Here is a 25,243-nt window from a genome sequence, read left to right as displayed (position 1 = left end):
ATTTGAAGCTGGTAGCCTGTGCAGTAAGTAAGCAATAGGGATTTTCGATGAAAAACACGACTTCTTTTGGGGCTGCATGCCTGGTTGTAGCTGTGATGTCCGGGTGTTCTGGGGTGTCCAGCAAGTCGCCTACCGCCGTAACGGTGGAGCCTGTCCGTTATACCGCATTACCAGATGTCGACTACGGTGTGTCCTATTTCGAGGATCGCAAGTCGTTTGTCGTCTATGAGTCCGGTTATGAGCATGTGGTGCTGCCTGATGGGCGTACCGTGACGTTCAAGCCCTCCTGGGACGACGCTGATCTGATCACGATTGCCGGCCAGCTCGACGATAATCAAGCGCCCGTGACAGCGCCTATCGAGCAGCCAGCACCGCCTGCCGTCGAACCACAGGCCGAAAGCGCAGCAGAACCGGATGAGGAGCCAGCTTCGCTTGACCGGCCGCTGACGCGCAAAGAGTCTGCATGGGACAGGCTGTGCAGGGGCGACCTTGAGAGCATGACCGATGGTGACTATTTCCTGGTTATGACCACTGAGATGCCTTCGATGTTCGAAGACTGGTGTAATCGAAGAGAAGCCTTCAGTCAGCTTAAATGAGAGCTTGCCATGTCGTCTTTACAGCTTCCTGAAGCGGTAATGTGTGACGGTACCGGGATTCCCCGGTACATCCCAGATCATTTGGCTCGGCGAATTCTCTTTTGGGATGACGAGCGTAAGGAAAGTGGGCACATCATTGTCTGCTTGCAGAACGGCTGGTCATTCTCCTCTGCGGAACACGTTGACGTTGAGCCTTTCCGTAATGTGACCGAAGCGGCCTTGGCGATCGCTTCGGCAACCCCCTGCCCTTGCACCAATTGCAAGGAAACCGTTGCCATACTAGCCCTTGAGTCTATTTAACTGATCATCGCAGCGGCACAGAAACTGTGTCGCTCACCTCTAAAATATACCAACATCCACTTATCCCCTGTTCCTGATTGGCGAGCCCAACTCCGAGTTCGGCGCGGCCCAGGTGTCGCACACAGCTTGGGCTTTCCCTTTTACTGTCTTTGTTTTTCTCGCGTTTTTTTGAATTTTCTTGAATAGGCGGCTGAGGAAGCGATACCCCTATTCTTTGCTATGGCACGGGGTTTCAGGCTGGCGCTATTGTTAAAGACCTATTAGGATGTTGGTATATTTATTGTCGTTGTAGGACGCTGACATGCGCTATTCGCCGGATCAACTGGCTGCCATCGAGGAAATCGGGCGAAACATGGAAGCCCTTGAAGCCCTTGCCAATGAGCTTTGCGATCAGATTCGCGCATGCACCATGATTGCCGCCCAGGCCTCCCAGCTGCCAAGACCAAAGAAAGATGCGGAAACCGATCTGCCCTCACACATCGAGCCGGTTGAGCACCTGACTGGAGAAGAGGCTTTGACTCTGGCTCTCAAAGCGCTTACGGATTGGTATGGCGACGGGGAGCACTCGACCAAAGCTGTCGCCAGAACGCCGGGAGTGGTTGTGCTGGACGAGGGAGATTGTCGTGTTGAGACGATCGGCGGGCTGTTCGAGCAGGCCAACCACATCAAGCAAACAATCCGGGATCTGATCCCTCGGCTTGGAAGCCAGGATGAGCGTTTCCGGCTCCTGCATGATCACCATCGGATGCTGATCACGCTTCAATTAATCCGGAACTGGACGCTTTTACCACCCCAGCCCCGAATTCAGAGCGTCACATTTACTTGGGGGATTAAAACCGAAATCAAGAAGGTCACAGTGGACGAGCTACTGGCGAAGATGAAGCGTTACCTTAATGATCCACCGCCAGATGTGTCTCTATCTCAATGGAATGACGCGGTAAATACAGAGTTGAGTCACGTCGCGTCTCTGTCCAGGTCTACAGAGTTGCGTTTTCGTCGTAAGCTGATTGTCCGACCGTTAGCGAACATCAGATTCAGGCAGGACACGCAGGGCACCGAAGGCCAACGCCCCCCTACCCTACTCCGAGAGGCTCACACCCCCATCTTCACTTTCCAGCGCCCAGGAGACGCGATCAGAATCAAGCCCATCGGGACGTATGATGAGCGACTGAGAAAACAACGCAAACCAAGAGCCGACAGGAAGGCGTGCGAGAAACCGGTCACCTGGTTGTTTCCGGTCTACCAGATTTAAGATTGGTCGGCCGGATCCCAGCGCTTCATTTTGATGGATGTTGGCCCAGGCCGTACCCAAATTCCGCAGCTATCGCAGACGAATTGATTCACATCCTTGGAGGATGCTCTGTATATCGGAAAGCTGACTTTGTTCCTGCTTGGGTAATTTTTCAGCGTTCCAATAAAGCGATGCGCTTCATGCTTTTTATTAGTCTCGATTAAGACACCTTCAAAGCGATAGAAGTCCCTTCCAAATTTCGCTTCGGCCCAAGCGTGGCGACTGTTGCCAGTGATTCTGAACTGCCAGGCACCAGGCTCTTGAGCTGACGATACATACGTTGTGGGGGTGTCGTCTTCAGCACAGCCTGATAGAGCTGCGGCGAGGACAACCACCAACCAAGGTCTGATTCGTGACTTTCTGGTTCTCATTGGGCAACGACCTCAAACTCTTTGTCGGCGGGGGGGCATAATAGAGTGCCTGGTTAATGGTGCCCTTTCGCCAGAACGGAGTGTCGTTGAAAGCTGTAGGTTTTAGCCCGCCTTTCTAATCATGCCTTCGACTTTTTTGATCGCCTCATAAGTAACAACCCGACCAAACAGCAAAGTTTCATCAGAGCCGCTTTGCTGGTTTGATTCTTGGGAGATATCCCCTATGCCTCGCTGCTCCATGTCGATCTCAGTCAGCTCGAACCCATCTTGCGTGGCCACCAGTGCCTCAAGCCGTTTCTTGCTGTGATCGGCAATCGGATCCGGCAAATACAAATCCATGTAGCCCTGGCCTCCGGCCCTGGCTACCCGGCCCCGGATTTGGTGAAGAGCGGCAAGCCCCATTCGCTCTGGACTGACGACGACTACCCGTTGCAGGCCGGGAATGTCCACACCGACCTCAATGACGCTGGTGGCGACCAGTATTCTTTTGCGCCGGCTCTTGAGCTCTTCGATTGCTTCATTCTTTTCCGCTTCAGTCATGCCGCCGCTTATGGAGGCAACCATCCCCGGATAGAGCTTTTCAAACTTCTTTGCCGCTTCTTCAACCGAGCGTGTCCTGGAATCCGGCTCCGATTCTTCTTTCAATGGGTAGATCACCAACACTTCACGCCCAGCCGCGAGCGTGGACTGAATTTTTTGCATGATCTTTTTCTGTGCGAGTGCTGGAGATTGTTTTGTTGCGACAATCTCCGTGGTGATGTTCTTTTTGACGTGCGCCCCCTGAAGCCGGGAGAACGACCACTGCCCGAACTTCATCAAAGCCATACTGCGCGGGATGCAGGTGGCCGTGGCCTCGATCAGGTGCTCATCACCTCGCCGGCACAACCCCTCCCTTTGGGATCTGGAAAATCGCTGCTGCTCATCCACGATCACCAAATCAAGTTCGCCGACATCTCTGTGCAACAGTGCGGTTGAGCCCGCCAGGATCGATGCCGACAGGATCTTTGACTTGGTTTGCTCGTTGTCCGGTGCCGCCCCTGTTATCAGGGCGGTTGAGAGCTCTGGCCACCATTGAGCGACCCGTTCCAATGTCTGTGCGGCCAACACTCCCATAGGAGCCATGATCGCAACTCGGGCTCCCGCTTTAGCGGCTGCGGCCGCCACGCAGGCAAATACCGCTGTTTTACCGCTGCCAACGTCTCCTGAGATCATGTGACGCATAGGTGTGTTACCACCCAGTCGCCCGACCATATCCAGAACCGCTGCCATCTGCTCTTTGTCCAGTGTGAAAGGCAGTCTTGCGGCGAGCTCCCGAGCGTCGTTTACCGACACTGACAGTCTCTGATGCCGCTTTGGGGGGGTATATCGGGAGGCTTCTGAGACTCGATGAAAGGCGGCAATGCATTCGAGAAGATGTTGAGCCTTTTCACCAGCTTCCTTCGACTTCGGTACATGAGCAACCCGGATCACCTTTTCCAGATCGACATTCTGATAACCAAGGGCAGAAATGATCGTGCCCACAGGTTGGAACGCTTCAACCGATTCACGTAGCTTTTCCGCTGCCTCAGGGATTGCGGCCGGCAGCAGTTCAAGCATCTTTGACCGGACGGTTTCCGCCTTGATCACCTTTGGCTTGCCAGGGTAGTTTGGTCGCATTCTTCCAAGCCAAAACTCTTCCACTACCGAGGGGTTGTTCAGCCACAGCTGTCCAGACCACTCAGTAAGCACGCCAGTGACTCCCAGCCGCTGGCCTCTGGCCAGGCCCAGGTTTCGAGTGTCGCCAAAGAACGACATGCGGATAGGGTTTTTGTCCACATCCCACAGGGTTATAACCGTTCTAGGGACTTTCCCAAACCGGACATCCGGATCAAATGCCACAACCCCAATGACAACAACGGGATCAGGTGTGCCAGGTCTCAGGAGCCCAAAGTGCTCTACTGGGAACCGTAGATCATCCCAGCTTTTCGGCAGGAGCAAAGGTGCTTGCCAAAGCTCTTTCGGGCCTAGCTGCTGAATTTTCCCTAATGGGTTGGTCTTTCTGGTTGGCTTGGTGCTCATTGGCGGAGCTTCCGTGAAAACTTTATGTTTTCAGGCTCTCACGGAAGCTTGCATCTGCAACGGGTAGATCAGGAGAAGTTATCCACTGAAATCGTGGAATATCATTGTGGAAAAGCGAGTTAACACTATGTTTCTACGAGCCATCTCACGATTGGTTATTTTGCGATCAATCGTCAATAGCTGAAATCAGGGGCGATCCCCTCATCACCTGTCTCATGACTTTCCCCATCGGCAACACCCGAACATTCATTCTCGGATCTTTCCGGAGCGTCATTTCTGCGGTTATCTGAGCCAGGTCGCGTCTGAAACAGTATTCGGCTGAAGCAGCAAGCCCCAGGCGTTGGGCACATCTCAGAATCATCATTCGCGACACTTTGAGCCGGGAAAATCCGCAATGCTGCATCACCTGAAGCACAAGAAGATTTTCTACCTCAGAAATTCGTTTCTTTTGGGCCAGCCGGGACAAATAATCGAGTTCCACATCAGACCGAAAGCTAAGCCAGCGGGCCACTGAAAATTTCTTGTGGTGCTGTGCATCCTTGGTCAAACATTCGATCATGGCGTGATCTTGCATTGGGTTACTCACATCTTGTTCAGTCATATCTCATTATTTCACAGCAAAATCTCATTTTGATTTCGAAAAGCTACTGTTCAGCCTGGCTTTTCGAATTCCGTCTTTGCTCAATATCCAGCGCAAGATTGAGCGTGTCTTCCATGTCTTCTGTCCACTTCCCCTTGAAGACTCGACCTTTATCCTTGAGGTAAAATGCACTGACTTTGTGCCCTATTTCATGCGCCCGAGCCTTGGAATAGGCCTCACCCAACAGCGTAGTGGGGTCAACGTAGGCTTTCATGGTGGCCCGGCCGCCAGGGGCAATGCCCTCTTCCGCTTTCAAATACACAGTCCCGGTGCCAACGGTGTCGCTGTTTACGATAAGGCTCAGTTCAATGTGTGTTAAAACACTATCTGAGTCGTTCTGCACTTCTGACTGGATGAACCACCTTGGATAACCGAACTCATCAATATCAGAGCCTCGCTGCATCTGACCAATTGAAATCGCTTGTTCAAGGCCATTGAACTGCTCTATTTCCGCTTTCCGGCGCAAAAGTGTGTCTTTGCTTTCCAGTGCCTGACGCTCAATTTCCTGTTCCGCCAGCTCTCTCATCGGGCGTGCTTTGTCGTGGAGGTCGTTCAGCGTCCAGGTTTCCGCACCGGTCAGTGCCTCTTCTATCAATTCGTCAATTTCTGAGGCACTTAAAACATTGAATTCATCCTGGCTGATGCCCTTTTCCTGTATGTGCCATGACAATATGAGCGCAACACTCTCCATGACCTTATTGGCACCTTCCTGATCTCCTGTCTCGCTCATTTCGAGGAAACGATGCACAAAGTTCTCAGTCTGCCTAGTTTCAACTTGTGCTTGCACCGTGCTGTCTGCATAGACATTGATGGGCGCAAAGACGATGGCGCAGGAAGCGGAGAAGGCCAGAACTATCCCTCGGATCATTGAACTCTCACAAACCGGTTAATGTGATGACAGAATAGCGAAATGGACGTTTTATTTGCGGGGAATACCCCCTTCATTTTTCCCGTGTTTCAACAAAAAGCCGCCTGGAAGGCGGCGCTCATCAGTTCAGTACCAGGGGTGGCAACGGAAGCTTCAGGAAGGCCATGCAGGCGTATCGCCTATCGCAACGCTTGTAATCGTAGGCATTCATCACAATCAAATTACTTTCAAGATCCCACATGGCCCCAATCCAGGCCTTCATGGCGTCGGTCATCCTGTTCAACTCCGGCTCAACAGTTTCCTGGGCAGAGTAACGGTGCTCTATCTCCCGATACCGGCGCTCAAGCTCCTCCTTCTCCCAGTGCTCTCGTACTTCCGAATCACCCCCAAATCGCCGGAACGATTCTGTCATGACTCTGGATCGGATCCGATGCCTCTCCAGGTCTGCGATCGCATCGTGATGAATCGAGTTCGATAGCCTATTCTTCGTCTGGTGGCGGTAATCCCACTCACCCCCTGCCGCGTGCTCGCTCCAGAAATTAACGATGTCTTCCATCGACTCTGTACTCTGTCCGTGGCGAGTATTGGCATTCTCGTGAAGTTGCCGGTAGTGATAATCTACAAGGCGTGTGTACGTGTAGATCTCGGGATACTGGATACGGTCTCCCATCTCACGATTTCTGATGTCACGCATGAACACCCAGTCAGTTAATCCGCCAGAAGACGACATGATCCTCTCAAGATCCGGCTCGGGGATGAATCTAGGCCCTGCATTGAGCAGAGTCAGGACATCTTCTTCTCGCCGTGGTGATACGTCACCCGCATAAAGCGCAATGATCAGCCGGGCGGTCGGGTGCTCCCGTTCGTACAAGGCTGACACTGCCTGGTAATAGATACGCTCGCGCAGCTCCGGACTGGCCATGAGCCCAAGAGATGTCATGGCCAGCGCCACGAAAAGGCTGATTCGCATCTTGGTTAATATCCGCATTCTTCCAGTCTCCGCTTTAACTTCTTCAGAGCAGCGCTTTTGATTTGGCTGATCCGGCCTTTTGTTAGGTTCATCCGTTTAGCCAGGCTTGCCTGCGTTTCGTTCTGCCGACCCATGTCGAAATGATGGGCTACAATCAGTCTCTCTTCTTCACTCAGCTCTCCAATCAGCCTTTGAACAATTGCCGTCATTTGCTTCTGAGAAACGTCCAACTCCGGCCTGTTGGCGGCGTGATTGTCCGGACTGGACATTAACACCAAGGCCTCTTGGTGCTCGTCCGGCATGTCTGTTCGCATAGCAGCTTCATCAAGCTTTGAGTGTAAACGCTTCATCTGGGCGTACTTGGCGAACGTCATAAAATAAGCCGCAAAGCTTCCTCGCTCTGGGTTGTACCGCTCTGCGCACCGGATGAGCAAGCTCATGGCATCGGATGTTACTTCATCCGGATCCTGGTCGCCGGATCTTACTGCACTCCAGTATATTTTGATGGCTGCATGATAAAACTGTTCGGTCAGCGAGTTAATCGCGTGCCGCCACTGCATAAACGCGCTTTTGGCTGAAGCGGAGGCCGTCCCTACCTGGTAATAGATCCGAGTCAGGAACTCTGGGCATAAACGATGTGACTCTATCATCCAGGTGAGCGCGTATTCCGACCCTGGGCTATTGTGGCTCAGGGACAGCATTGTTCGATCCAGATGATCAACCGCGGATTTTGACAGCGAGCTACAGTCGATCAGGAATCGTTTCACTCTCAAGGGAGCCTCATCTCCAAGTCGGGAGTATTCCTCTCGCCAAAGGCCCGGATCTGATATCAGTGTTTTTGCAAGCCGCTTTTGAGTGACGGCAATGACCTTCCCCAGTTCCAATTCCTGGTTTTGCGCAATGGGCCTGGTGGCCTCCTCATCGATGGCGGCCTGGAAGCCGCCAGCCTTCAACCACACTTTCTGTTCTGGTGGAGTTTGAGGGTGTTGTTGCAATGACATGGTAGAACCCCGTAAAGATTGCTTTACTTCACAATCTCACGGGGTTGAGGATCTGCAACTACGCGGTTTTCTGCTGCTGACAGGGCCCTGTGACCCGTTTAAGAGGTGGCAGAGCGTCAAGGAGCTGCTTGCCGTAGCGTTTGGTTATGAGCCTCTTATCGAGGATGGTTACCCGTCCGGTATCCGTTTCGGTTCTGATTAACCGGCCTACCGCTTGAATTAATTTCAGACTGGCATCCGGTACCGATATCTCAATAAAAGGGTTTCGCCCATTCTTCTGAAGCCATTCGCTTCGAGCTTCTTCAATCGGCGTTCCCGGTACCGCAAAGGGTAGCTTTGCAATGACCACATGCCGGCATAGGTCGCCCGGCAGATCGATGCCTTCGGCAAAGGACGCCAAACCAAAGATGCAACTTCCGTATCCACCGTTTACCGCCTCATAGTGGCGTTTTAATATCTCCCCTTTCGGCAAATCACCCTGAACCAGACATTTTTTGGCGATAGCCTCTGGCAACGCCTTATGTACTTGCCTCATTTGATAGGCGCTTGCGAACAGTACCAGTGAGCCGGTCTTCAGGTTCAGATTTCTTTCAATGTAGTCGACAACTTCACGGGTATGGCGTTCATTGTCTGACGGTTCAGCCTGAATGCTGGGTATCTCAAGTTCACCGTTGTTCTGATAATCAAACGGGCTCGGAATCCGGAGATAGCTGGTACCGTCGTTGGTTCTCAACCCCGAGGAGCGTCGGAACCGGTCAAAGCTGTTCAGCGCTGTGATCGTGGCCGAGGTCAATACCGCACCATACGCCTTATCCCACAGCATTGTTCGGAGCATGTTTGCGGCTGAGATCGCTGACACTGCCACACCAATCTCTCCGTTATCGTCCATGTGAACCCATCGAGCCATCGGCACTTTGCCATCGGTTTCCGGGGTCGACCAATACTGCCATGTGTCCACTATCTCGGTGGCCCGTTCAATGTCGTTGCCGAGATCCTGAAGAATGCGGTCTCCGGCTTCATTGGCGACGGACTTTTCTCGAATGGCCTTCCTCAGTTTTTCAAGTATCTCCTGCCCATGCTGAAGCATCTTGGCAGTGCTGACGGCAATGGATTTCCCAGGATCGCAGAATTCTAGCGGCGTTTTCCCGTCTTCGAATCGCCAGTATTTCTCTTTGGTCTGGGTCTGGAATTTCCCTTTTTGCTCGCTTGGGAAGCTTGTTTCCAGCGTTGACCTCATAGCGATCAGATCGTTTTTGGCAATCTGAGCAATTTCTTTGACCTCGCGAGCCTTTTGCTTGAGCTTCTCATCGCTCATGATGACGGCCCCGGAGTTGCAGCTTTTCGACAAGCTCTCCAAGGTCTTGATACTGCCCTTTATCCGGGTGAGGTAGGCGAAGTGTCCAATAGCTTTGTCCGGTAGATGATGGGCTTCATCAAACACATAAATCGTATCTTCGGGCTCAGGAAGAAGGACGCCGCCGCCAAGTTCAAGATCGGACAGGACAAAATCGTGATTTGTCACAATCACATCAGCTTGTTTCAGGTCTTGGCGCGCAAGATAGAACGGGCAGTCCTGATAATGGGAACAGGCCCGGCCGGAACAGCCCGCATTCGATGTGGTGACCATGCCTTTCAGGTCGTCGTCGATCCCTTCCTTGAGTTCGTCCAGGTCACCATTCCATACACCAGCTGTTAGGGATTGTTCCATGCGGACGACCTGTTCAACTTCGCCATCCTTTGGTGGCCGATGCCAATGCGCTGAGCCTTGGTGTTCTTCACCGAAGTCCAGTGCGTCTTGATTGGCGTTGGAGCCGGTCAGCTGAGCTAGATTCCGGCTGCACACATAGCGCTTTCTGCCTTTGGCAATCTGGTACGTGAAGTCGAGGTTGGCCTTTTCGGCGACCATCGGTAAATCTTTATTAGCGAGCTGCTCTTGCAGGGCAACCGTGGCCGTGGATATGACGAGGTGCTTTTCCAGCTTTTGGGCAACCGGGATTGCGCCAATCATGTAACCGATCGACTTCCCGGTACCGGTCTGCCCCTCGATCACGCAGATGTGGGTGTTCAATGTGTCGTCTGGATCAAGGGTTCTGGCGATGTGGGATATCATTTCGGCCTGGCCTCGGCGCGGCTTGAACCCCTCAATGTTCTTTGAGAGGTTTCTGTAGGCGTCCCGGATCGCTACCTTTGTTTCTTCGTTCAGCATTGCTGTCTCCAGTATTTCAGGTCTAACACCAGAATACTGGCGATCTGGAATCTGCAAGCCCTTGCCTGCCTAGAAGTTGATGGGGATAGGCCCATCAAAACGTCCGGATGTGCCGGCGTTTTCCAACTCAACTTCAAGCCCTCTGGAAAACACGGCATGGAGTAGCTCTTGGCGAATCATCTGAATGACTTCGATTTCCTTGCTGCCCTCAATGTCCCAGTGGGTCTTCACCTCAATCAGGATCTCGGTTGCCCTGTCCTCTATTTCAGTTTCTTTGATGCGCTTGATTGGCCCCAGGTTCAGGAGGCCGTGTTGGCGAACAAATGAACGGATCATCTTCAGTGCGATGTCTGTGTGTGACAACTTGCTCAAAACATTGCTCCTGATGCCAGCCACATTGAAACTTCCGTGGCCCAATACTCTTTTTGGAATGCGACGGTTGATGCCACAACTGCCACAACAAACAGAAACTCGATCACGCCGCCCGTGCTGAAGATGGGCATTGCAAATCGGCGCTTTATCGGCCAGAACACCGGGATTCCACCTTTTGTCAGGAAATCGCCGGCAAGGTGCCCGAGGTAACCAATACATAGTGAGGCGACGAGGTAGCCCCCAAGCTGGCCCCACCAAAGCAGCGCCACAACCAGGGCAATAGTGGCTATCAGCGAATGAGTGATTCCCCGGTGACCAATAAGCAGGCTTAGCGGGCCGGATATGAAAATCAGCCGGCGGCCGAGCCAGCTTTTTGGGTGATCGATGTCTGGAAGTAGCGAACCCAAAACCACTGCGATGAGCCCCCCAGGCGTTGGTTCAAGGGCGGTGAATTCAGATGCCAGAGACCAGACGACGACGCTGGTAGCGACATGGGACATGGCCATCATTGCCAGGCCCGCCTTTTTTTGGCTTCGTCAAAAGTCAGGATGCTGTCGCCGGGCTCGCCGTTGGCAAGACGCCTGGCGCGGGAGTATTGGTCACCTCTGACGTACAAATCGGCCAGAGATCGGTTGGGATCGCTCATGCGTTTCGCAATCTGCTCGGACAAGAATGCTTCTACGTTGTCGAGACGATGGAAAATGTCGGGATTCTGTTCGATGGTGTCTGGGGATACTTCGGCGATACGCGAAACCACTCTCCTGACTTCCTCCAGGTTTGACATCAACTGGTCAACATCCATTTCGGGCTTTTGGATGTCGGCCTGAATCTGGCTGGCCAGTCGAGCTTTTTTCGTGCGGACGATCGAGTTATGCAGGGTGAAAACAAGACAGCCGACGATTGTAAGGGCTACCAAAGCGATGGCGGTTGAAAACATGACTGTTACTCTCAGTGGGCTTGAGAGTATTAGACCCCATAAAGTGGAATCAGCAAGGCGGGAAAGATGTGCTTTTTATTGCATGTTTCAGGGGGGAAACCCAGTAACCCTTGGGTTTGGGGAGCAATCATGCCCAGTCATTGTGGTACCTGGTACAAACTTGATGTCAGTACCGGCCTTCAAATCGTCCACTTGGGAAAACAAAGCCAATCAAGGCTTGTTCGCTGCTAAGCGAAAAATCGATGCCCATCGCAGCGTGCGACAGGTTTGCAACGGGCTTTCGCTTGGGTGCTCCGCCCTCTACAAACAGCGTGTAAGCCGTCTGATCCTGGCGGGCGCTTAACTGTGCTTCTCGGATAGCTTGTAGGGTTTCCATAATGCACCTCTCTGCGTTGGTTGGGATCCCTCAAAACACCCGAAACAGATGCTTTGAGGGAGCCCAACCGGAGGTGCGGCCCTACAAGCTGCTCAATGAGCGATAAACGCTGGAGGCCTCTGCTGGAGAGATCTCCACTGACTCCACATCGGGAGTCAGGCGCGTAAGGAGCGCTAATCCGATCGTAACAACGATCAATGGCGCAGATTGTACCACAGGGCGTGACTTCGCCAATGGTCAGGCGAAAATGTGTTTGCGGATATTGTCCGGTAACGACAGCGTGGTTTGAGCCCTGGTCATGGCGACATACAGCAAATTGACCTCTTCCCGCTTTTTGTCTCCCTCCAACCTCTTGTCATCGAGATCCGGAAAATCATTGGCCAACTCTACATTGGGAGCCTGCAACCCTTTTGATTTGTGAGCCGTTGTCAGTATCAGATCGGCCTGGTTTGCATGGGTTGTGTTTGTCCGCATCGCATCCACCAGAGATGGCATGTCTGCCCCATACTCTTCAACAATCCGGGTCAGGCGCATCATTTCTGCGTTCTTCGAGTCTGATGCAGCTTCCTTGTACCGGTCGTAGCTCGGAAATTCTTTTATCAGCCGGAAGTCCCGGATGGAGCGACGGTCACCGGAATACAGGTGAAACAAATCCATAGCTTTATCCAGCCCATATCCATGAATGTTTCCGGCCCAGGCAATCTTCTGTCCTTTTCTGACCGCATCTGCGGCGGATTTTAGCGTTTCAGCGACTGTCCGATGAATCCTCATGTGAGGCCCGGTTAGCGGGGTGTCGTATAGGATTTTGGTGTCTGGCCCGGCCCCAATCAGCATTTCTTCCTCGGTGGTGTGCTTCTGGAGCAGCATGTTGGCCAGGGTCGCGCACTCGAAACCGAACCGAAAGGAGTACGTCAGCGGGTACTCCGCTTCATACGCAAAGCCCTCAATCGCGTTGACGGCTCCACGAAAGCCGTAAATGGACTGATGAGGATCCCCGATCAGCACCACCGGTAGCTGCTGATCATCGATGATCGCCTGCGTAACCGGGTTTACGTCCTGAGCTTCGTCGACAATCAGGATGTCAAACTGCCGGCTGAAGTCGGGCCTCTGCAACTGGAACAGCTTTAGATAGGTATCGTGGGTCGCCCTGACGCGGGTTTGGGCTGGATCAATCATCGCATCCCATAGCCGGGTGGCGATCTTTGCCAGATGGTCAGGGTCTACATCGGAGTCTTCCGGGATAGCCGCCTCTGCGTGTACGGGGCGGATTCCTTCGTCTCGGGAGATCATGAACTGCCGGACGGTTTCAGCAATCACCATCAGCGATCGATAGTTCATCTCCCCTACTGGGTCTACCGCTGCCCGTACATCCTGAGCTGTCAGGTTGTCGGCATGCTTGTCCCTGTAAATGCGCCCAAATGCGCTGTACGCCAGCGAGTTGATGGTTCGCGGTTGGACATTACTGGGGAATCGATGCTTCGCATCTCGTTGAGCTGCGTTGTTGAAGACCAGGTATAAAATCCGGCTTGCCGGCCTGGCCTTGGAGAAGGCAGACGCAGAAAAGGTTTTGCCCGAGCCGGCGAACGCCCGCACCAAGATTTTTGGTTCTCGGGCGTAAATGAATTCGATCTGTTCTTCTGTGAGTGCCATAAGTTCCTCCTGACACTCACGTTAATACCGAACTTCCGATCTGCAACTTACCAGATAGCTTGGACGCGGTTCTGGTTTGTGCTGGCAAAGGCTTCTGCAAACGCTTGAACAGACAGACCCAGCCGATCAAGAATGCTCGGTTCCTTGGCAAACTTCTTCAAATTGTCCGTGCCGAACACTTCCATTGCTACCTGCTCGACTGAACCAATGCCATCGGCCAGGCCCAGTTCCACGGATTGAGAGCCTGTCCACACGCGACCATCAAACAGGTTCTCTTCACCTGAAATTTTATCGTTGCGGCTGTCTTTGACCATGGCCACGAAGCGGGAATGGATATCCTGTAGCATCGTTTCAATATGGTCTTTGACGGCTTCGCTCTGGGGGCTGAAAGGGTCGGTGAACCCCTTGTTCTCGCCAGCCGTATACAGTCGGCGCTCAACACCCACCTTCTCCATCAGTTCGGTTGCGCCAAAGCTTGCCATGATCACACCGATGGATCCTACGACCGTTGACGGTTGAACGTAGATTTCGTCGCCGGCAGTCGCAATCATGTAACCACCCGATGCAAGGATTTCTTCCGCAACCACCAGGGTCGGCTTTCCGGTTTCTTCCTTGAGCCGCTTAATCCGATCCCGGATCAGTTCGGACTGAACCGGTGAGCCTCCAGGCGAAGACAGGTAAATGATCACGCCTTCAGATTCCGCCTCAAACGCTTTTTCAAGCAGCCCGCGAGTGTTGGCATCTGACAGATAATCTCTGCCTTTACCGATTTGGCCCTCAAGCACCACCATCGACACAAAGGGCTCTCCCATTGCGGTGGTGTCGGGTTTGCCGTCCCGTGCCGCTGAGATGGACATGAAGCTGGCGTTGTAAAGGACGATAATGACGACCGCCACAAGGATATTGCGAACCATTTTCCAGCGCCGTTCGCGCTTTTTTTCTGCCAGGTAGTCTCCAGCAATGCTTTTAATGGCTATCGCCAGCTCGGTGTTTTCACTCATCGTTCGATCCTAGTGCCGGGTTATCGTTTCAGGTATGTCCATCATCCCGGTGACCAGCCCCCAGTCAACGGAAAGCATCATCACGTTTCTGTAGGATGAGTGAACCTCAATGCTTGGAGGGATCCCCTCAGGCTTCTCCATTTCTTCCAGGTATGAGTTCAACCTCTTAAAGAAGACGTTCAAGGAGGAGACGGAAAGGGTTTGGGCGCTTCCAATGAGAAAGTGCTGCTTTAGCTTTTCTTCCACATCAAGAAGAATCATTGCCTCCTGGCTATTGTACTTGCCCGTGGATGAGCCGGCAGCCAAAAACGCCTCCATTGCAAACTGAAGCATTTTGGACATCACCGATACGTTAGAAGGCTGGAATACCGGGTTTTGAATGTAGCTGTATGATTTTGGCTGTCTATGCTCTGTCATTGAAGGGGTCATCAAGTTTGCCTTTATGTCACCTGGTTTGCTGCTAAGTCCTGGAAAATTGGCCAGAGTTTAGCGCCTAGACTCTTGCAGCTCTTCTGCTTTCTTGTTGGCTTCGTACACGGCCTCATAGGCCGCATTTTTGGCGTCATCTGAGGCCTGGGTGAACATGTACCGGTAAAAGTCGTCATGATTAGCGATATACAAGCCAACCAGCACGCCGAGAATGAATCTGAACATCACCTATTTCTCCTGAAAGCAGATTTCCACACCATTGAAACGTAAAGATCGTGGGATTTGGCTCCAAAAGGATGCCTGCATGCCCCGTGTTTCTATACTCTCACCGAGATCGCCGCCTGCAACCGGGTGCGTCAGCTCTCCGATGCAGGGAGCTTCCCGTGATTCAGTAACAGCCGGGAAATCACCCATCTTTCTGGAACACTCTTCCGCCAGAATCTGGAATCATTGAGAGATACTCAGCAAGGAAAGGATGTTTCTGGTGCAAAAACTTATATCAAAAGCGCTTCTTAGAACTGCTCTGACCGTTTTTTTGATTTTCCCCCCGATCTCGATTGCATATACGTTGTCGGATGCGGACAATAAGCTCATAGAGCTTGGGCGCGAACAGATCACAGTGCCCTCTGAGATCGACCTGGATCTGGACGAGCTGACTCGCTTCGTCGGGGCACTGTTTGAACACAGAAATGTACTTTCAGAGATCACTGCACGAATGGCGGTTGGCAAGGAAGATCGTGTTGCGTTGGTCGAAGAAATGGTTGATAGAAATAAAAAAGTGTTTGCAAAGTACCAAATCACAGCTGAGCGTGTAGCTATACTTGAACACATCTTGTTTCAAATACCGGAAATGACCGATTACATAGAAGCGATCGCCATGGAGCTACCTCAAGATGTTCGTAAGAATGCGGCGATTCCTGAGAGTTTCCAGGACGTAATTGATCGGCTTGAAGGCGTTGTTGATTACAACGTCCGCGCAGCTATCCAGGAACAGCTTTCCACAACCTCATCAGCCCTGAATAGATCAAAAACATCAGGCAATTTGTTCAGCTATTGAAGCGAGAACATTCGTGAAATCAAGTAATTTAGACAGCACTGCAACAGCAGAAACGTCATTAGCTTTCGTATCAACAATTAAGACGCAGTGGGGTCTCTCGGATAGTGATATCTGCACCCTGTTCAGATTGAAAGCAAGTGAGCTTACAGATTGCTATAACAAACCGTTCAAGTTCGATTTGGATCGCCTTGAAAGGGCCGGTTACCTGATGTCGATCGACAGTATTCTGTCTGGAATTTTCACTGAAGATCAAAAGCGGGCTTGGCTACGAAGTCGAGATACGACAACTAACTTTGGCGGTGCAACCGTGCTGGAAAAGTTGCTTTCTGGCAGGGTTAGAGATCTTTACGATGTAGAGTCCTGGCTAAAAAGCCGGATTGAGCTTTTATGAGCCAGTACGAACTCAATTCCGTCGCCATTTCATCGATGCCCGTGTATCGAGCGACTCTCTGCCCGCTATCCGCCCTTGACCAGTCGATTACATCTGACCTGATCAATTACGTTAGAGCCAATATCCTTACCTCAGATAACGAGCCATCAAAGAGCTATTCTGAGATTTATTCACCCTTCGAGCTACGACAGCCAAGCCTTTTTAGCGATGGCTCATTCCCGGTTTCGTATTATTGCGATTCAGTTCAGGGCGCAATTGACGCCCTGGCTCAACGGATTGTTGATATGCTCCCCGTATATGCAGGTGCAGACATTGACTCTTCTGCCTTGCTCGTCGTGGAGTCTAAGGTATCCGGGCGCTTTCTGGACGTGTCCAGGAACGAAGATGCTGCGCTGCTTGACCCAATGGGCGATTGGCAGAACTTTGGCCGTACAGTAAGGGCCGATTCATCGTTTGGCGGCATTCTCTTTTCTGACGATGACTCGTTTGACGAGTCTCATCAATGGCTTGCCATATTCAATCCAGAAACCTTGTCCGTTGAGGACATTCGGGTTACGCGCTATACGTTATCTGTTAATGATGGAGAGCCGGTCTGGCATCCTATTTGACCGGGATCCGACGCGTTAAAGAGATATTATTGTGGTGACAATACTCGATATCTTTCGATGTCATCAGCTGAGGCCCGAGCTCTGGATTCAATGCTGCTTCAGTCAATGACCAGGAAGCCCGTACTGCTCGTAACACTTGCTGAATGTGAAAGCAGGCCTCCTCTATCAACACTGCTTTTTCGCCTGTACTGCTCTCAATGATATCCTTCACCACTGATCCAACCATCAAATAGAACGCCTTCGTCGAGACTTCTATTTCCCCTTCTACCGTTGGTATTGTCAGGTAGGACGACCCACTCCAAAAGTCCGTAAAGATTCTGTTCGCTATCGCAGGCCTGAACACGGTATAACAAAGGAAGGCAGGATCTCTTTGGCGAATGTCGATTCGGTACTTCGGGTCATTGCTAGTATCGGCTTCCAGATTCTCGGTGCCCCTTATGTACTGATCCCACACCCAGGCAACCGACGACGCTCGCATGACCTTCAATTCGGGGTAATGATTTTCTGTCGCATGAACGGCGTGATGAATGGCTTTTTCATTCCTATCGCTGTAGCGTCGTGATAGAAGCTCCACTTTTTTGGCAAACCACTCCGGGATGCTGTAGCCGGAAATCAGCAAAGGATCATAATCTGGATTTAACAGCAGCTGGCCGACAGCGGCCGCGATCGCAGGGTGCCCTTCTTTCTTTTCCGAAACCTCAACACTGAAATCTGTCCAAAACTTCAACACCTTTGGCAACGAAGGTTTTTGCAAGTACAGATCATGAGCAAAAGCGCCAACGGAAGCTCCTGACACTGAGAATTCACTGCCTAACAAACAGAAGATGAACCCAGGGGGCTCTTCATCCCAGTTGCGAAGAAGCCCGAGCTGAAGAAAGTTCTCTTGGGCCCAGTTCGACGTTACTGGCGCATGACTCTCGGGGTGACAGATGGCCTTCACGAGTCCGTCGGTACCTGCCATGGACATAGGCCTGATGAGTTCTGAGCCCGCATGTTTGGCAATGACCTGTTGCCCTGACGGCATTTGGACAGAAATGATATTCGCCGACTCTCTCGGGGCTCCCTGTTGCCTTTGCTTTATCAGGTCATCAATGGAGCCGCCACTGACAACCGCATTGACCAGCAAACTAAACTCACGACTGCTCCTTGCCAGAAAGCGACACAACACGCCATCGTAATAGCTGACCAAAGTGCGGCCAATCGGATTGCCAGCCTCATCACTCACTTTGGCTTCAGCGAACCCCTTTGGCAGGAAATTATACTGTGAAATTGACTCCTTGACCGTTAAGGAGCCGAAGCTGAACAGATCTGGCTCTATGTCTTTTATGATCTCAGCCAGACACGCCTCGCTAATGTCAGCGTCTCCCAACAGCTCTTGAGCCATCATTAACAGGCTGTCTTCAAGTTTTCGGTACAGGAAAATGCGGGATTGATCAGGGTCGTCATTGCGCACGAGCAATTGATAGCGTGGCAAATGATATTTGGCAAGCAGGGATGCCACTATGTTTTTAGGGAAAAATTCTCGGAGCTCGTTCACTGTATCAATGCACCCTTTCTATCAGTCCTGCTATGTTGTTTCATTTTGTATCAAAAATGCACACAACTGCAATCCGTCGGGGAAGTGGTCAGAAACAGGCCGTTTTTTGGCCATCTTTAGGCCCATATTCGCAAACCTTCTCATTCATAATCATTAGAAATCATGGGAGGTTTTGATGGATTTTCAGAAAGTTTCAGCAGTTTCGGCTGACAGTCTTGCGACCGCGAATCTTGTTTTCCTTCATTCGAGCGGTGAGTCGCGACTAAGCTTTTCTCGATCGATCGCTACAGAAGCCCTCGGACAGGGAGGCCTGCTTCGTGTCACGACATTCTCCCCGTCTGTGGTTGAAAATTCCTCTGAGATCCCAGACTTCTTGAGGATCCTTCAGGATAAGGTTTCTCTACCCTTTGCGTGGGCATCACAGATCGCGGACGATTCTATCCAGGATCGCTTTCTCCAGTGTTCTGCTTTTCTCGGCGCTCTTGTTGTTTCGCGAGCCAAAGTCATTCAGGGGCTTCAAGATTATGCAGAATCCGTTGTTATGGATTCGTGGCGCTCGGCAGGAGCCGAAGCGTCTTTCTCCCTGGTGCTCGATCAGATTCAGGGTTATATCAACCCCAGAAGCCACGAAACCCTGGTTAGCCGCCTATCGAGAACAGACCTCCCGACGACGAAAACCTCCATTGATTACCTTGTGTCTGGGCTCATCGCCCTAAAGGATGCTGTGAGCCTGTATTTGGAGAAAAGTTCAATACCTGAAAGTTCAACCATTCTTGTGAGGAACCTATCGCTGGTCACCCATGGTTTTCTGAACGCGGACAGGTTTGTTCGAGGGTACTTTGAATTGCTCAAAATGATGGGGCATCGAGTGGTGTTAATTGATGATGACCAGCTTCCAAGCCACTATCTTGCGATGATCGACCAGCCCCAGCTCATCACTGACCGGCAGATTCTCGATCGATAGGTATTGCTTATGCCTTACTACGTGGCAATGATTCTTTCTTTCCTGCTTGCGTTTGCTCAGCCTTCGTCGGCTTCTGAAGACCATTGGGATCACTGGTTAAAGCCCGTTCCCGCGAGCCTTCTTGCCGGTACTGCGTGGGATGTCGCTGCTCGGAAGCACGGGATTGATGACCCTTGGCTGCTCTTTGCGGTAACGCTTGAGGAATCTGGACGCATTGACACTGAAAGCATGATCCTGAGGCCCTGGCCTTTCACTTTGCACCGAAATGGCCAAAAGCTCACCTTCACAACTAAATCTGAAGCAATAGCCACTATCGAGGACTGGGAGAGTTCAGGTTACAGAAACTACGACATTGGCCCACTCCAGATTAACCGACACTGGCATGGTGATCGCTTCGACAAGCTCGCTGAATTGCTGGACGTTGCTGCCTCTGTTGACTATGCCGCATCCATCATCGCGCATGCTCACCGGAAGTTTGGTGGTTCACTTGTTGACGCTGCCGGCCGTTATCGTTCCTGGTCAAACTCTCAACGAGCTTCTGAATACGCTGAACGGATAGAAACCCTGCGAATACAATTGCCCAAGTGAGTTTGTCGTTGTCGTTGTTGGATAATCAGAATTCCATGTAATATGGTGCAAACATCGACAGCCTGATAGCGAACTTCTTTTGAGCAACGTCATACCGATCGAAAAAGCACTCGGTCACCAAACAAAGCGTACTCGGTATTTCACCGTCTACTCTACCGGCCGGATCCGTTACACCGATTCGGGCCGGCGGCATTTCGGTGCCTGGTTTTCACGATTTGGGATCGACATCCGGGCTATACAGACTGAACGTGACCATCTTCAGGCCACCAGGTACTGTGACGATAACGAGATCGCCGACGTGTTTGAAGGGTCAATTAAGAATCAGGATTCTGTGTTTTCAGATTCCTTGTTGGACGATCTCTTGAACATGGATATTGCGCACCGTCCAACCATCCGGGATTTGATCGCTAAGCGCAGCGAGCTCGACAACGCAAAGGCTAGAAAAGATTAAGGCGGGGAAGCCCCGCCTTTTCTGTCAGCACTTTGAGTATCCACATGAACATGTCGGGCAACCGTCCCGCAGAATCAGGTCACCAGAACATTCAGGACACTCCCCCACTACGGCCATCCCTGCCCCCTTGGGGCTCTTTTCCGGCTCTGCGTGCTCGATCTCCGGCTGAGACTCTTCTGATCGACTCATCATTTTGGCCAGATAGCGGGCCGGTACCTGATTGAAGTCCGCATCCAGGAACCCACGGCGATAGAGGATCTGTTGCAGTGACCAGGCAATCGCGGCCACCTCAGAGTTGTGGTAGATCGGCTTGCCATGAGCATTGACGCCACAGCGAACCGGGCCTTTATCCCACGCGACCTTCCTCAGATCCTGTAGATTCTGAGCGGCATAGCCACCTCGGGCCGCCAGCGACAGCGAACGCATGGTCGCACTGATCCACTGGTGCTCAGAAGTTCCTTGTCCAATCGGGAAAAAGAACTCAATCGGGCGCTCAACAGTGACAGGCTTTCCGTCAAGGACACCTTCAACTTTCATAAAGCTGACCAGAACGTATACCTTCTGCTTACCCTCGGCGGTGCTGTATACGATTTTCTCACTCACCGCTTCGAGAGAGCCTTCCGGGCGCTCTTCAATTCGCTTGATCGTTGGGTCGTCATCTGCCTGAGGGAATGGCGTGACATTGTTCTTGGCGGCTACCTTAAAGCCTACGATCTTCTGTTCAATCTCTTTCATTGTCAGTCTCCTCAGGCCGCAGCCCCATAAGTGCCCTCTTTCAAGGCATCGTACAAGTTAGCAGCGGTATGCTCTTCGCCCTCGTACATCACGCTTTCATTCCCCTTTAATTCCACCTGAGAACCATCCTCCAACGTGAATACATAGGTGGTGTTCTCCAGGTCTTCTTTACGCACCAGCACACCCTGGAACGCTTCGGGGTTAAACCTGAACGTGGTGCAGCCTTTCAACCGGGCCTTGTATGCCGTCAGGTAAAGGTCTTTGAAATTCTCAAACGGCATCTCAGTCGGCACGTTGGCGGTCTTTGAGATGGATGAGTCAATCCACTCCTGAGCTGCCGCCTGCATCGCAATGTGTTCTACCGGAGAGATGGTGTCTGCCGTTACACAAGATGCTGGCAGATCCTTGTCCGTCGCCTCCGGGTTGATGAAATGACGATAGGTAAGCAGCTCAAAGGACGCCACTTCTACCTGCTCCTTGGTCTTCTTCCCTTCCCGAATGACATTGCGTAGATAGCTGTGCGAGAAGCTGGGCTCGATACCGTTGCTGGCGTTGTTCCCCAGGGACAAGGAGATCGTGCCGGTCGGAGCAATGGAGGAGTGATGCGTGAAACGAGCACCCACCTGTTCCAGTTCAGCCACCAGCTGCGGATCTACCTTGGCAATCTTCTGCATGTATCGGGAATACCGGGCATGAAGCACTCGACCGGGAACTTTGTCACCGACTTGAATGCCGTCTTTGGCCATCTCCGGTCGGCGAGCCAGCATCTTTGGTGTGATCTCAAATTCCTGCTCCATGATCGGGGCCGGGCCTTTCTCTTTAGCCAGGTTCAGAGCTTCCTTCCAGCCCTCAACCGCCAGCGTTCGGGCGATTTCACTGGTCATGTTGCAGGCCTCGTCGGAGCCATACGCAACACCCAACATGGATAAAGCCGAACCCAAGCCGAGGAAGCCCATACCGTGACGACGCTTGGCCGCGATTTCTTTGGCCTGGCCCTCAAGCGGCAAGCCATGAATCTCAACCACGTTGTCCAGCATCCGGGTGAAGATCCGCACTACCTTGGCGAACTTCTCAAAGTTGAAGCTGGCCTTATCCGTGAACGGAGCTTCCACAAACTTGGTCAGATTGATAGAGCCCAACAGGCACGCGCCTTCCGGGGGCAGCGGTTGCTCGCCGCAGGGGTTGGTTGCCCGGATCTCTTCGCAGAACCAGTTATTGTTCATCTCGTTTACCTGGTCGATCAGGATAAAGCCTGGCTCTGCATAGTCGTAGGTGGACTTCATGATGGTGTCCCAGATCTGCTGGGCCGGTAGTTTGTCATACACCTTGCAGGCAACCTGGCCGGCATTGTTTGTGATGTACCCTTCAGTCACCGGGAAATCTCGGTATACCACTTGCTCGGGATTCGTCAGATCCAAGCCATCCTCTTCCACTTCTTTGCCGGTCACAGGGAAAGACAGAACCCAGTCCTTACCGTTAATCACAGCATCCATGAACAAATCTGTGATCAGCAAAGAGCAGTTAAATTGACGCAGCCGACCATCCTCGCGCTTGGCCTGAATGAATTCCATTACGTCAGGATGATGTATGTCGAAGGTTGCCATCTGGGCACCACGACGGCCGCCAGCAGAAGAAACGGTGGCACACATGCGGTCGAAAATGTCCATGAAAGACAGTGGGCCGCTGGTGCTTGCTCCGGCCCCGGACACCCAAGAGCCTTTCGGGCGCAGCGTTGAGAACTCGTAACCAATACCGCAGCCGGCTTTAAGCGTCAGGCCCGCCTGGTGAACGCTATCCAGGATATCTGTCATCGAATCATGGACAGTCTGCGACACGGTGCAGTTAATCAGGCTGGTCGCGGGTTTGTAGGCCTGAGCACCGGCATTGGACATGATACGACCTGCCGGGATTGCGCCATTCTTTAGCGCCCACAGGAAATTCTCATACTGGCCCCCCTGTTGATCGGTGTTTTCTACGTCAGCCAGGGCTTGTGCAACTCGCTTGTAAGTATCCTCGATGGTTTGATCCACCGGGTTCCCGGCCTTGTCTTTAAGTTGATACTTGCTCGCCCAAATCTCTTTGGACGGCTCCTGAAAGGGAACGGTTGTATCGACCATGCTTACCTCGCTGGACGGCGTTGAATGTGTCTTTAGTGTATGGATCTGAGCAAAGTTTGAGCGCTGAATACCTGTTCATTTGAGCGCATGTTTCTTTGCTAGGGTGCGGCGGCCCTCGCAGAGGAAGGCCGGCCGGGGGATGGTTTGGTTAGCGTTTCACCATGAAGAAGGCATTCTCGGCGCTGCTCTCAACAGATTTGGCGCTTCGATAGATAACGGCGTCACCTTCCTGGAAGTCAGAGGGGAAGTTCTCCGGTTGCACAACCTCAAAGCGATAGCCTGATTCCGTGGTCAGCTCATACTTGGTCACTTCTACGGTTTTGCTGCCAAACACGGAGTCCGCGAGCCGGGAACCGATCTGCATGGCAGCATCAATGCGCCCGTTGTTCGGGTTCAGCGGGTTTGATGCAACAACAGCGCCACCGTAGTTCTCGGTCAGATTCTGGTAGGCGCGGCTATTGGTTTTCATCTCTTCAACGCGCACCCCGGTAACTGTTGCTGCTACGCGGAGATTACCGTTGTCGTCGATGGCTCCAGGTTCAGAGGACAGGTGGATGATGCGTTTGGCCAAGGTCACCTGTTCCGGCTCCATCTCGTCGCCCAGTCCCAGGATGGCGTTATTACCACCTGTCAGATAACCGGCTACCGGGTTCTCAATGATTGAGCCCCCGTTAGAGCTGCAACCTGATGCCAGGATCATGGTGGAGATCGCGAATACTGCAATGATGTTCTTTTTCATGTCTGTTTCCTCAGTCAGTGTGACAGTTTTTGTGGGTCACGTTTTTGCGTTTCCTGATTCCAGAATACCGGGGATCTGAAATCTGCAACCCTGTCGTGTAGCTATCGGAATTCTATGGCCTGCTTTAACGGAAAAGGTCTGGAAAGGTTCGTGTTGTAGGGGGTGTTTTCTTCTGGTTGTCCGACTGCGACAGCGGTAATTTGCCAAATCATGGTCTTGCAGATCGCTACTGGGGTGTCACTATCGGTTAAAACCTTCTGGAGATCTTTCTATGTGCGAGAAGCAGTTTGCTTTACGGAGGCCTTGCGCGAATTGCCCGTTCCGGAACGACGATCAGGCGATTGAGTTGATGCCGGGCCGTCGGGAGCAGATCATCCAGGATTTGCTTACAGGTGCTGCCGGGACATTTCACTGCCACCGTACTGTGTATCGTTCCGATAGTCGGAATCACGATGAGGAAGGAAACTATCGTCCGGTGGATGTGTGTCACTGCCCTGGTGCAGCAGCTATGACTCAGAAAGTTGGTGGTCGCGATATGACGCTGGTTCAGATTGCCAAGCGGCTGCGAATGATTGGTCTCGACCATTACGACGATGCTTTACCCTTGACGATTGAGCCGGACGAACTCGATCTTGATTTGATCAATACGCGATATTAGGAGTTTTGGTATGCCCACACAGCCGATGTTTGATGACCCTTGGGGTCGCTATGAATTTAACGCTCGCGATCAGTTGAGCCTGTCTGATGACTGGAGGTTGGAGTCGGTGTCCAGCGCCATCCATGTTGGCCTTTAGGAGCAAATCGAAAGGTTAGAGTCCGATCAAGACTTGGACGATGACCAGAGATGGCAAGCGTTGAGCGTCGACAAAGCCCCATGGCTTGGCTTCCGCAGGGTTTGTTGTTGATGGTCATGTTCCGGAAGGTGGATGGTGTTATTGAGCGAAAGGCGGGGTTTGTTTCCGTGAGTTGATCGGTTGCAGAGTGTCGGGG

Annotated in this window: 28 protein-coding genes; 10 read left to right on the top strand and 18 right to left on the bottom strand. The window is 52.2% G+C overall.

Going from position 1 to position 25,243, the window contains the following annotated elements:
• Positions 1-47 precede the first annotated feature (47 nt).
• Together AQ621_RS00565 and AQ621_RS00555 are read left to right on the top strand one after the other, a co-directional pair.
• Positions 48-596: a hypothetical protein gene (locus AQ621_RS00565; RefSeq protein ID WP_058339830.1), complete on the top strand. Its 549-nt coding sequence runs from the start codon at positions 48-50 to the stop codon at positions 594-596.
• Positions 597-1,197: 601 nt separating this feature from the next.
• Positions 1,198-2,148: a DNA replication terminus site-binding protein gene (locus tag AQ621_RS00555; protein ID WP_058339828.1), complete on the top strand. Its 951-nt coding sequence runs from the start codon at positions 1,198-1,200 to the stop codon at positions 2,146-2,148.
• 512 nt (positions 2,149-2,660) lie between these two features.
• Here the strand turns inward: AQ621_RS00555 and AQ621_RS00550 are convergent.
• The 14 genes from AQ621_RS00550 to AQ621_RS17575 all read right to left on the bottom strand — a co-directional run bounded on the left by AQ621_RS00550 (position 2,661) and on the right by AQ621_RS17575 (position 15,294).
• The gene (locus tag AQ621_RS00550) at positions 2,661-4,616 is read right to left on the bottom strand and encodes a helicase-related protein (RefSeq protein WP_058339827.1); all 1,956 of its coding nucleotides are present in this window, start codon (positions 4,614-4,616) and stop codon (positions 2,661-2,663) included.
• A 166-nt stretch (positions 4,617-4,782) separates the two neighbouring features.
• Positions 4,783-5,217, bottom strand: a complete 435-nt coding sequence (locus AQ621_RS00545) for a hypothetical protein (protein WP_058339826.1) — start codon at positions 5,215-5,217, stop codon at positions 4,783-4,785.
• Positions 5,218-5,260: 43 nt separating this feature from the next.
• Positions 5,261-6,124, bottom strand: a complete 864-nt coding sequence (locus tag AQ621_RS00540) for a hypothetical protein (protein WP_058339825.1) — start codon at positions 6,122-6,124, stop codon at positions 5,261-5,263.
• Between the two features lie 121 nt (positions 6,125-6,245).
• On the bottom strand, positions 6,246-7,094 hold the full coding sequence (locus AQ621_RS00535) for a hypothetical protein (protein WP_145840217.1): 849 nt from the start codon (positions 7,092-7,094) through the stop codon (positions 6,246-6,248).
• Positions 7,095-7,099: 5 nt separating this feature from the next.
• Positions 7,100-8,095, bottom strand: a complete 996-nt coding sequence (locus AQ621_RS00530; protein WP_082640794.1) for a sigma-70 family RNA polymerase sigma factor — start codon at positions 8,093-8,095, stop codon at positions 7,100-7,102.
• A gap of 58 nt (positions 8,096-8,153) precedes the next feature.
• A complete protein-coding gene (dinG, locus tag AQ621_RS00525; RefSeq protein WP_058339822.1) occupies positions 8,154-10,301 on the bottom strand; it encodes an ATP-dependent DNA helicase DinG in 2,148 nt (715 codons plus the stop codon).
• A 69-nt stretch (positions 10,302-10,370) separates the two neighbouring features.
• On the bottom strand, positions 10,371-10,673 hold the full coding sequence (locus tag AQ621_RS00520; protein ID WP_058339821.1) for a hypothetical protein: 303 nt from the start codon (positions 10,671-10,673) through the stop codon (positions 10,371-10,373).
• Positions 10,670-11,182, bottom strand: coding sequence for a metal-dependent hydrolase (locus AQ621_RS00515; protein WP_058339820.1), 513 nt, complete (start codon positions 11,180-11,182; stop codon positions 10,670-10,672). The genes AQ621_RS00520 and AQ621_RS00515 overlap by 4 nt, the downstream gene beginning before the upstream one ends.
• The gene (locus AQ621_RS00510) at positions 11,179-11,610 is read right to left on the bottom strand and encodes a hypothetical protein (RefSeq protein WP_058339819.1); all 432 of its coding nucleotides are present in this window, start codon (positions 11,608-11,610) and stop codon (positions 11,179-11,181) included. The genes AQ621_RS00515 and AQ621_RS00510 overlap by 4 nt, the downstream gene beginning before the upstream one ends.
• 166 nt (positions 11,611-11,776) lie before the next feature.
• Positions 11,777-11,986, bottom strand: coding sequence for a hypothetical protein (locus AQ621_RS00505; RefSeq protein ID WP_058339818.1), 210 nt, complete (start codon positions 11,984-11,986; stop codon positions 11,777-11,779).
• 237 nt (positions 11,987-12,223) lie between these two features.
• Complete coding sequence (locus tag AQ621_RS00500; RefSeq protein ID WP_058339817.1) at positions 12,224-13,636, bottom strand: UvrD-helicase domain-containing protein; 1,413 nt, start codon at positions 13,634-13,636, stop codon at positions 12,224-12,226.
• A gap of 47 nt (positions 13,637-13,683) precedes the next feature.
• Positions 13,684-14,637 (bottom strand): S49 family peptidase, encoded by a 954-nt coding sequence (locus tag AQ621_RS00495; RefSeq protein WP_058339816.1) that lies wholly within the window; start codon positions 14,635-14,637, stop codon positions 13,684-13,686.
• 9 nt (positions 14,638-14,646) lie between these two features.
• On the bottom strand, positions 14,647-15,066 hold the full coding sequence (locus AQ621_RS00490; RefSeq protein ID WP_058339815.1) for a hypothetical protein: 420 nt from the start codon (positions 15,064-15,066) through the stop codon (positions 14,647-14,649).
• Positions 15,067-15,123: 57 nt separating this feature from the next.
• Positions 15,124-15,294 (bottom strand): hypothetical protein, encoded by a 171-nt coding sequence (locus AQ621_RS17575; protein WP_158499513.1) that lies wholly within the window; start codon positions 15,292-15,294, stop codon positions 15,124-15,126.
• Positions 15,295-15,550: 256 nt separating this feature from the next.
• On the opposite strand from AQ621_RS17575, the gene AQ621_RS00485 reads away from it, so the two are divergent.
• The 3 genes from AQ621_RS00485 to AQ621_RS00480 are packed head-to-tail and all read left to right on the top strand — an operon-like array spanning position 15,551 to position 17,122.
• Positions 15,551-16,123 carry a hypothetical protein gene (locus AQ621_RS00485; RefSeq protein ID WP_145840216.1) on the top strand — a complete coding sequence of 191 codons (573 nt, stop codon included), beginning with the start codon at positions 15,551-15,553 and terminating at the stop codon, positions 16,121-16,123.
• 13 nt (positions 16,124-16,136) lie between these two features.
• A complete protein-coding gene (locus tag AQ621_RS17500; RefSeq protein WP_145840215.1) occupies positions 16,137-16,514 on the top strand; it encodes a hypothetical protein in 378 nt (125 codons plus the stop codon).
• Positions 16,511-17,122 carry a hypothetical protein gene (locus AQ621_RS00480; protein ID WP_058339813.1) on the top strand — a complete coding sequence of 204 codons (612 nt, stop codon included), beginning with the start codon at positions 16,511-16,513 and terminating at the stop codon, positions 17,120-17,122. The genes AQ621_RS17500 and AQ621_RS00480 overlap by 4 nt, the downstream gene beginning before the upstream one ends.
• On the opposite strand, the gene AQ621_RS00475 is transcribed toward AQ621_RS00480, so the two are convergent.
• Positions 17,115-18,659: a hypothetical protein gene (locus AQ621_RS00475; RefSeq protein ID WP_058339812.1), complete on the bottom strand. Its 1,545-nt coding sequence runs from the start codon at positions 18,657-18,659 to the stop codon at positions 17,115-17,117. The genes AQ621_RS00480 and AQ621_RS00475 overlap by 8 nt on opposite strands.
• Before the next feature lie 175 nt (positions 18,660-18,834).
• Here AQ621_RS00475 and AQ621_RS00470 point away from each other — a divergent pair, with 175 nt between their 5' ends.
• From AQ621_RS00470 to AQ621_RS00460, 3 genes are all read left to right on the top strand, one after another.
• Positions 18,835-19,623, top strand: a complete 789-nt coding sequence (locus tag AQ621_RS00470) for a hypothetical protein (protein ID WP_058339811.1) — start codon at positions 18,835-18,837, stop codon at positions 19,621-19,623.
• Positions 19,624-19,632: 9 nt separating this feature from the next.
• Entirely contained in the window at positions 19,633-20,211 is a 579-nt protein-coding gene (locus tag AQ621_RS00465) for a lysozyme family protein (protein ID WP_058339810.1), read from the top strand.
• A gap of 79 nt (positions 20,212-20,290) precedes the next feature.
• Positions 20,291-20,662: a hypothetical protein gene (locus AQ621_RS00460; protein WP_058339809.1), complete on the top strand. Its 372-nt coding sequence runs from the start codon at positions 20,291-20,293 to the stop codon at positions 20,660-20,662.
• Positions 20,663-20,686: 24 nt separating this feature from the next.
• Here the strand turns inward: AQ621_RS00460 and AQ621_RS00455 are convergent, their stop codons facing one another.
• The 3 genes from AQ621_RS00455 to AQ621_RS00445 form a co-directional block, all read right to left on the bottom strand.
• Positions 20,687-21,397 carry a hypothetical protein gene (locus AQ621_RS00455; protein ID WP_058339808.1) on the bottom strand — a complete coding sequence of 237 codons (711 nt, stop codon included), beginning with the start codon at positions 21,395-21,397 and terminating at the stop codon, positions 20,687-20,689.
• An 11-nt stretch (positions 21,398-21,408) separates the two neighbouring features.
• Complete coding sequence (locus AQ621_RS00450) at positions 21,409-23,514, bottom strand: adenosylcobalamin-dependent ribonucleoside-diphosphate reductase (RefSeq protein WP_058339807.1); 2,106 nt, start codon at positions 23,512-23,514, stop codon at positions 21,409-21,411.
• A gap of 148 nt (positions 23,515-23,662) precedes the next feature.
• Positions 23,663-24,253, bottom strand: coding sequence for a hypothetical protein (locus tag AQ621_RS00445; RefSeq protein ID WP_058339806.1), 591 nt, complete (start codon positions 24,251-24,253; stop codon positions 23,663-23,665).
• Between the two features lie 271 nt (positions 24,254-24,524).
• Between AQ621_RS00445 and AQ621_RS00440 the strand changes: the two genes are divergently transcribed.
• Both AQ621_RS00440 and AQ621_RS17880 read left to right on the top strand, forming a co-directional pair.
• Positions 24,525-24,911 (top strand): hypothetical protein, encoded by a 387-nt coding sequence (locus AQ621_RS00440; protein ID WP_058339805.1) that lies wholly within the window; start codon positions 24,525-24,527, stop codon positions 24,909-24,911.
• A gap of 10 nt (positions 24,912-24,921) precedes the next feature.
• Complete coding sequence (locus AQ621_RS17880; protein ID WP_264753791.1) at positions 24,922-25,047, top strand: hypothetical protein; 126 nt, start codon at positions 24,922-24,924, stop codon at positions 25,045-25,047.
• The last annotated feature ends 196 nt before the right edge of the window (positions 25,048-25,243 follow it).

The organism is Marinobacter sp. P4B1 (genome assembly GCF_001447135.1).
GTDB lineage: Bacteria > Pseudomonadota > Gammaproteobacteria > Pseudomonadales > Oleiphilaceae > Marinobacter > Marinobacter vinifirmus.
Note: the sequence above shows the minus strand (reverse complement) of the source record. Positions and strands in the feature narration are given on the sequence as shown.

Coding starts and splice junctions, on each gene's coding strand:
- AQ621_RS00565 (WP_058339830.1), top strand. CDS start 48: ATGAAAAACACGACTTCTTTTGGGGCTGCATGCCTGGTTGTAGCTGTG.
- AQ621_RS00555 (WP_058339828.1), top strand. CDS start 1,198: ATGCGCTATTCGCCGGATCAACTGGCTGCCATCGAGGAAATCGGGCGA.
- AQ621_RS00550 (WP_058339827.1), bottom strand. CDS start 4,616: ATGAGCACCAAGCCAACCAGAAAGACCAACCCATTAGGGAAAATTCAG.
- AQ621_RS00545 (WP_058339826.1), bottom strand. CDS start 5,217: ATGACTGAACAAGATGTGAGTAACCCAATGCAAGATCACGCCATGATC.
- AQ621_RS00540 (WP_058339825.1), bottom strand. CDS start 6,124: ATGATCCGAGGGATAGTTCTGGCCTTCTCCGCTTCCTGCGCCATCGTC.
- AQ621_RS00535 (WP_145840217.1), bottom strand. CDS start 7,094: ATGCGAATCAGCCTTTTCGTGGCGCTGGCCATGACATCTCTTGGGCTC.
- AQ621_RS00530 (WP_082640794.1), bottom strand. CDS start 8,095: ATGTCATTGCAACAACACCCTCAAACTCCACCAGAACAGAAAGTGTGG.
- dinG (WP_058339822.1), bottom strand. CDS start 10,301: ATGCTGAACGAAGAAACAAAGGTAGCGATCCGGGACGCCTACAGAAAC.
- AQ621_RS00515 (WP_058339820.1), bottom strand. CDS start 11,182: ATGATGGCCATGTCCCATGTCGCTACCAGCGTCGTCGTCTGGTCTCTG.
- AQ621_RS00510 (WP_058339819.1), bottom strand. CDS start 11,610: ATGTTTTCAACCGCCATCGCTTTGGTAGCCCTTACAATCGTCGGCTGT.
- AQ621_RS00505 (WP_058339818.1), bottom strand. CDS start 11,986: ATGGAAACCCTACAAGCTATCCGAGAAGCACAGTTAAGCGCCCGCCAG.
- AQ621_RS00500 (WP_058339817.1), bottom strand. CDS start 13,636: ATGGCACTCACAGAAGAACAGATCGAATTCATTTACGCCCGAGAACCA.
- AQ621_RS00495 (WP_058339816.1), bottom strand. CDS start 14,637: ATGAGTGAAAACACCGAGCTGGCGATAGCCATTAAAAGCATTGCTGGA.
- AQ621_RS00490 (WP_058339815.1), bottom strand. CDS start 15,066: ATGACCCCTTCAATGACAGAGCATAGACAGCCAAAATCATACAGCTAC.
- AQ621_RS00480 (WP_058339813.1), top strand. CDS start 16,511: ATGAGCCAGTACGAACTCAATTCCGTCGCCATTTCATCGATGCCCGTG.
- AQ621_RS00470 (WP_058339811.1), top strand. CDS start 18,835: ATGGATTTTCAGAAAGTTTCAGCAGTTTCGGCTGACAGTCTTGCGACC.
- AQ621_RS00465 (WP_058339810.1), top strand. CDS start 19,633: ATGCCTTACTACGTGGCAATGATTCTTTCTTTCCTGCTTGCGTTTGCT.
- AQ621_RS00455 (WP_058339808.1), bottom strand. CDS start 21,397: ATGAAAGAGATTGAACAGAAGATCGTAGGCTTTAAGGTAGCCGCCAAG.
- AQ621_RS00450 (WP_058339807.1), bottom strand. CDS start 23,514: ATGGTCGATACAACCGTTCCCTTTCAGGAGCCGTCCAAAGAGATTTGG.
- AQ621_RS00445 (WP_058339806.1), bottom strand. CDS start 24,253: ATGAAAAAGAACATCATTGCAGTATTCGCGATCTCCACCATGATCCTG.
- AQ621_RS00440 (WP_058339805.1), top strand. CDS start 24,525: ATGTGCGAGAAGCAGTTTGCTTTACGGAGGCCTTGCGCGAATTGCCCG.
- AQ621_RS17880 (WP_264753791.1), top strand. CDS start 24,922: ATGCCCACACAGCCGATGTTTGATGACCCTTGGGGTCGCTATGAATTT.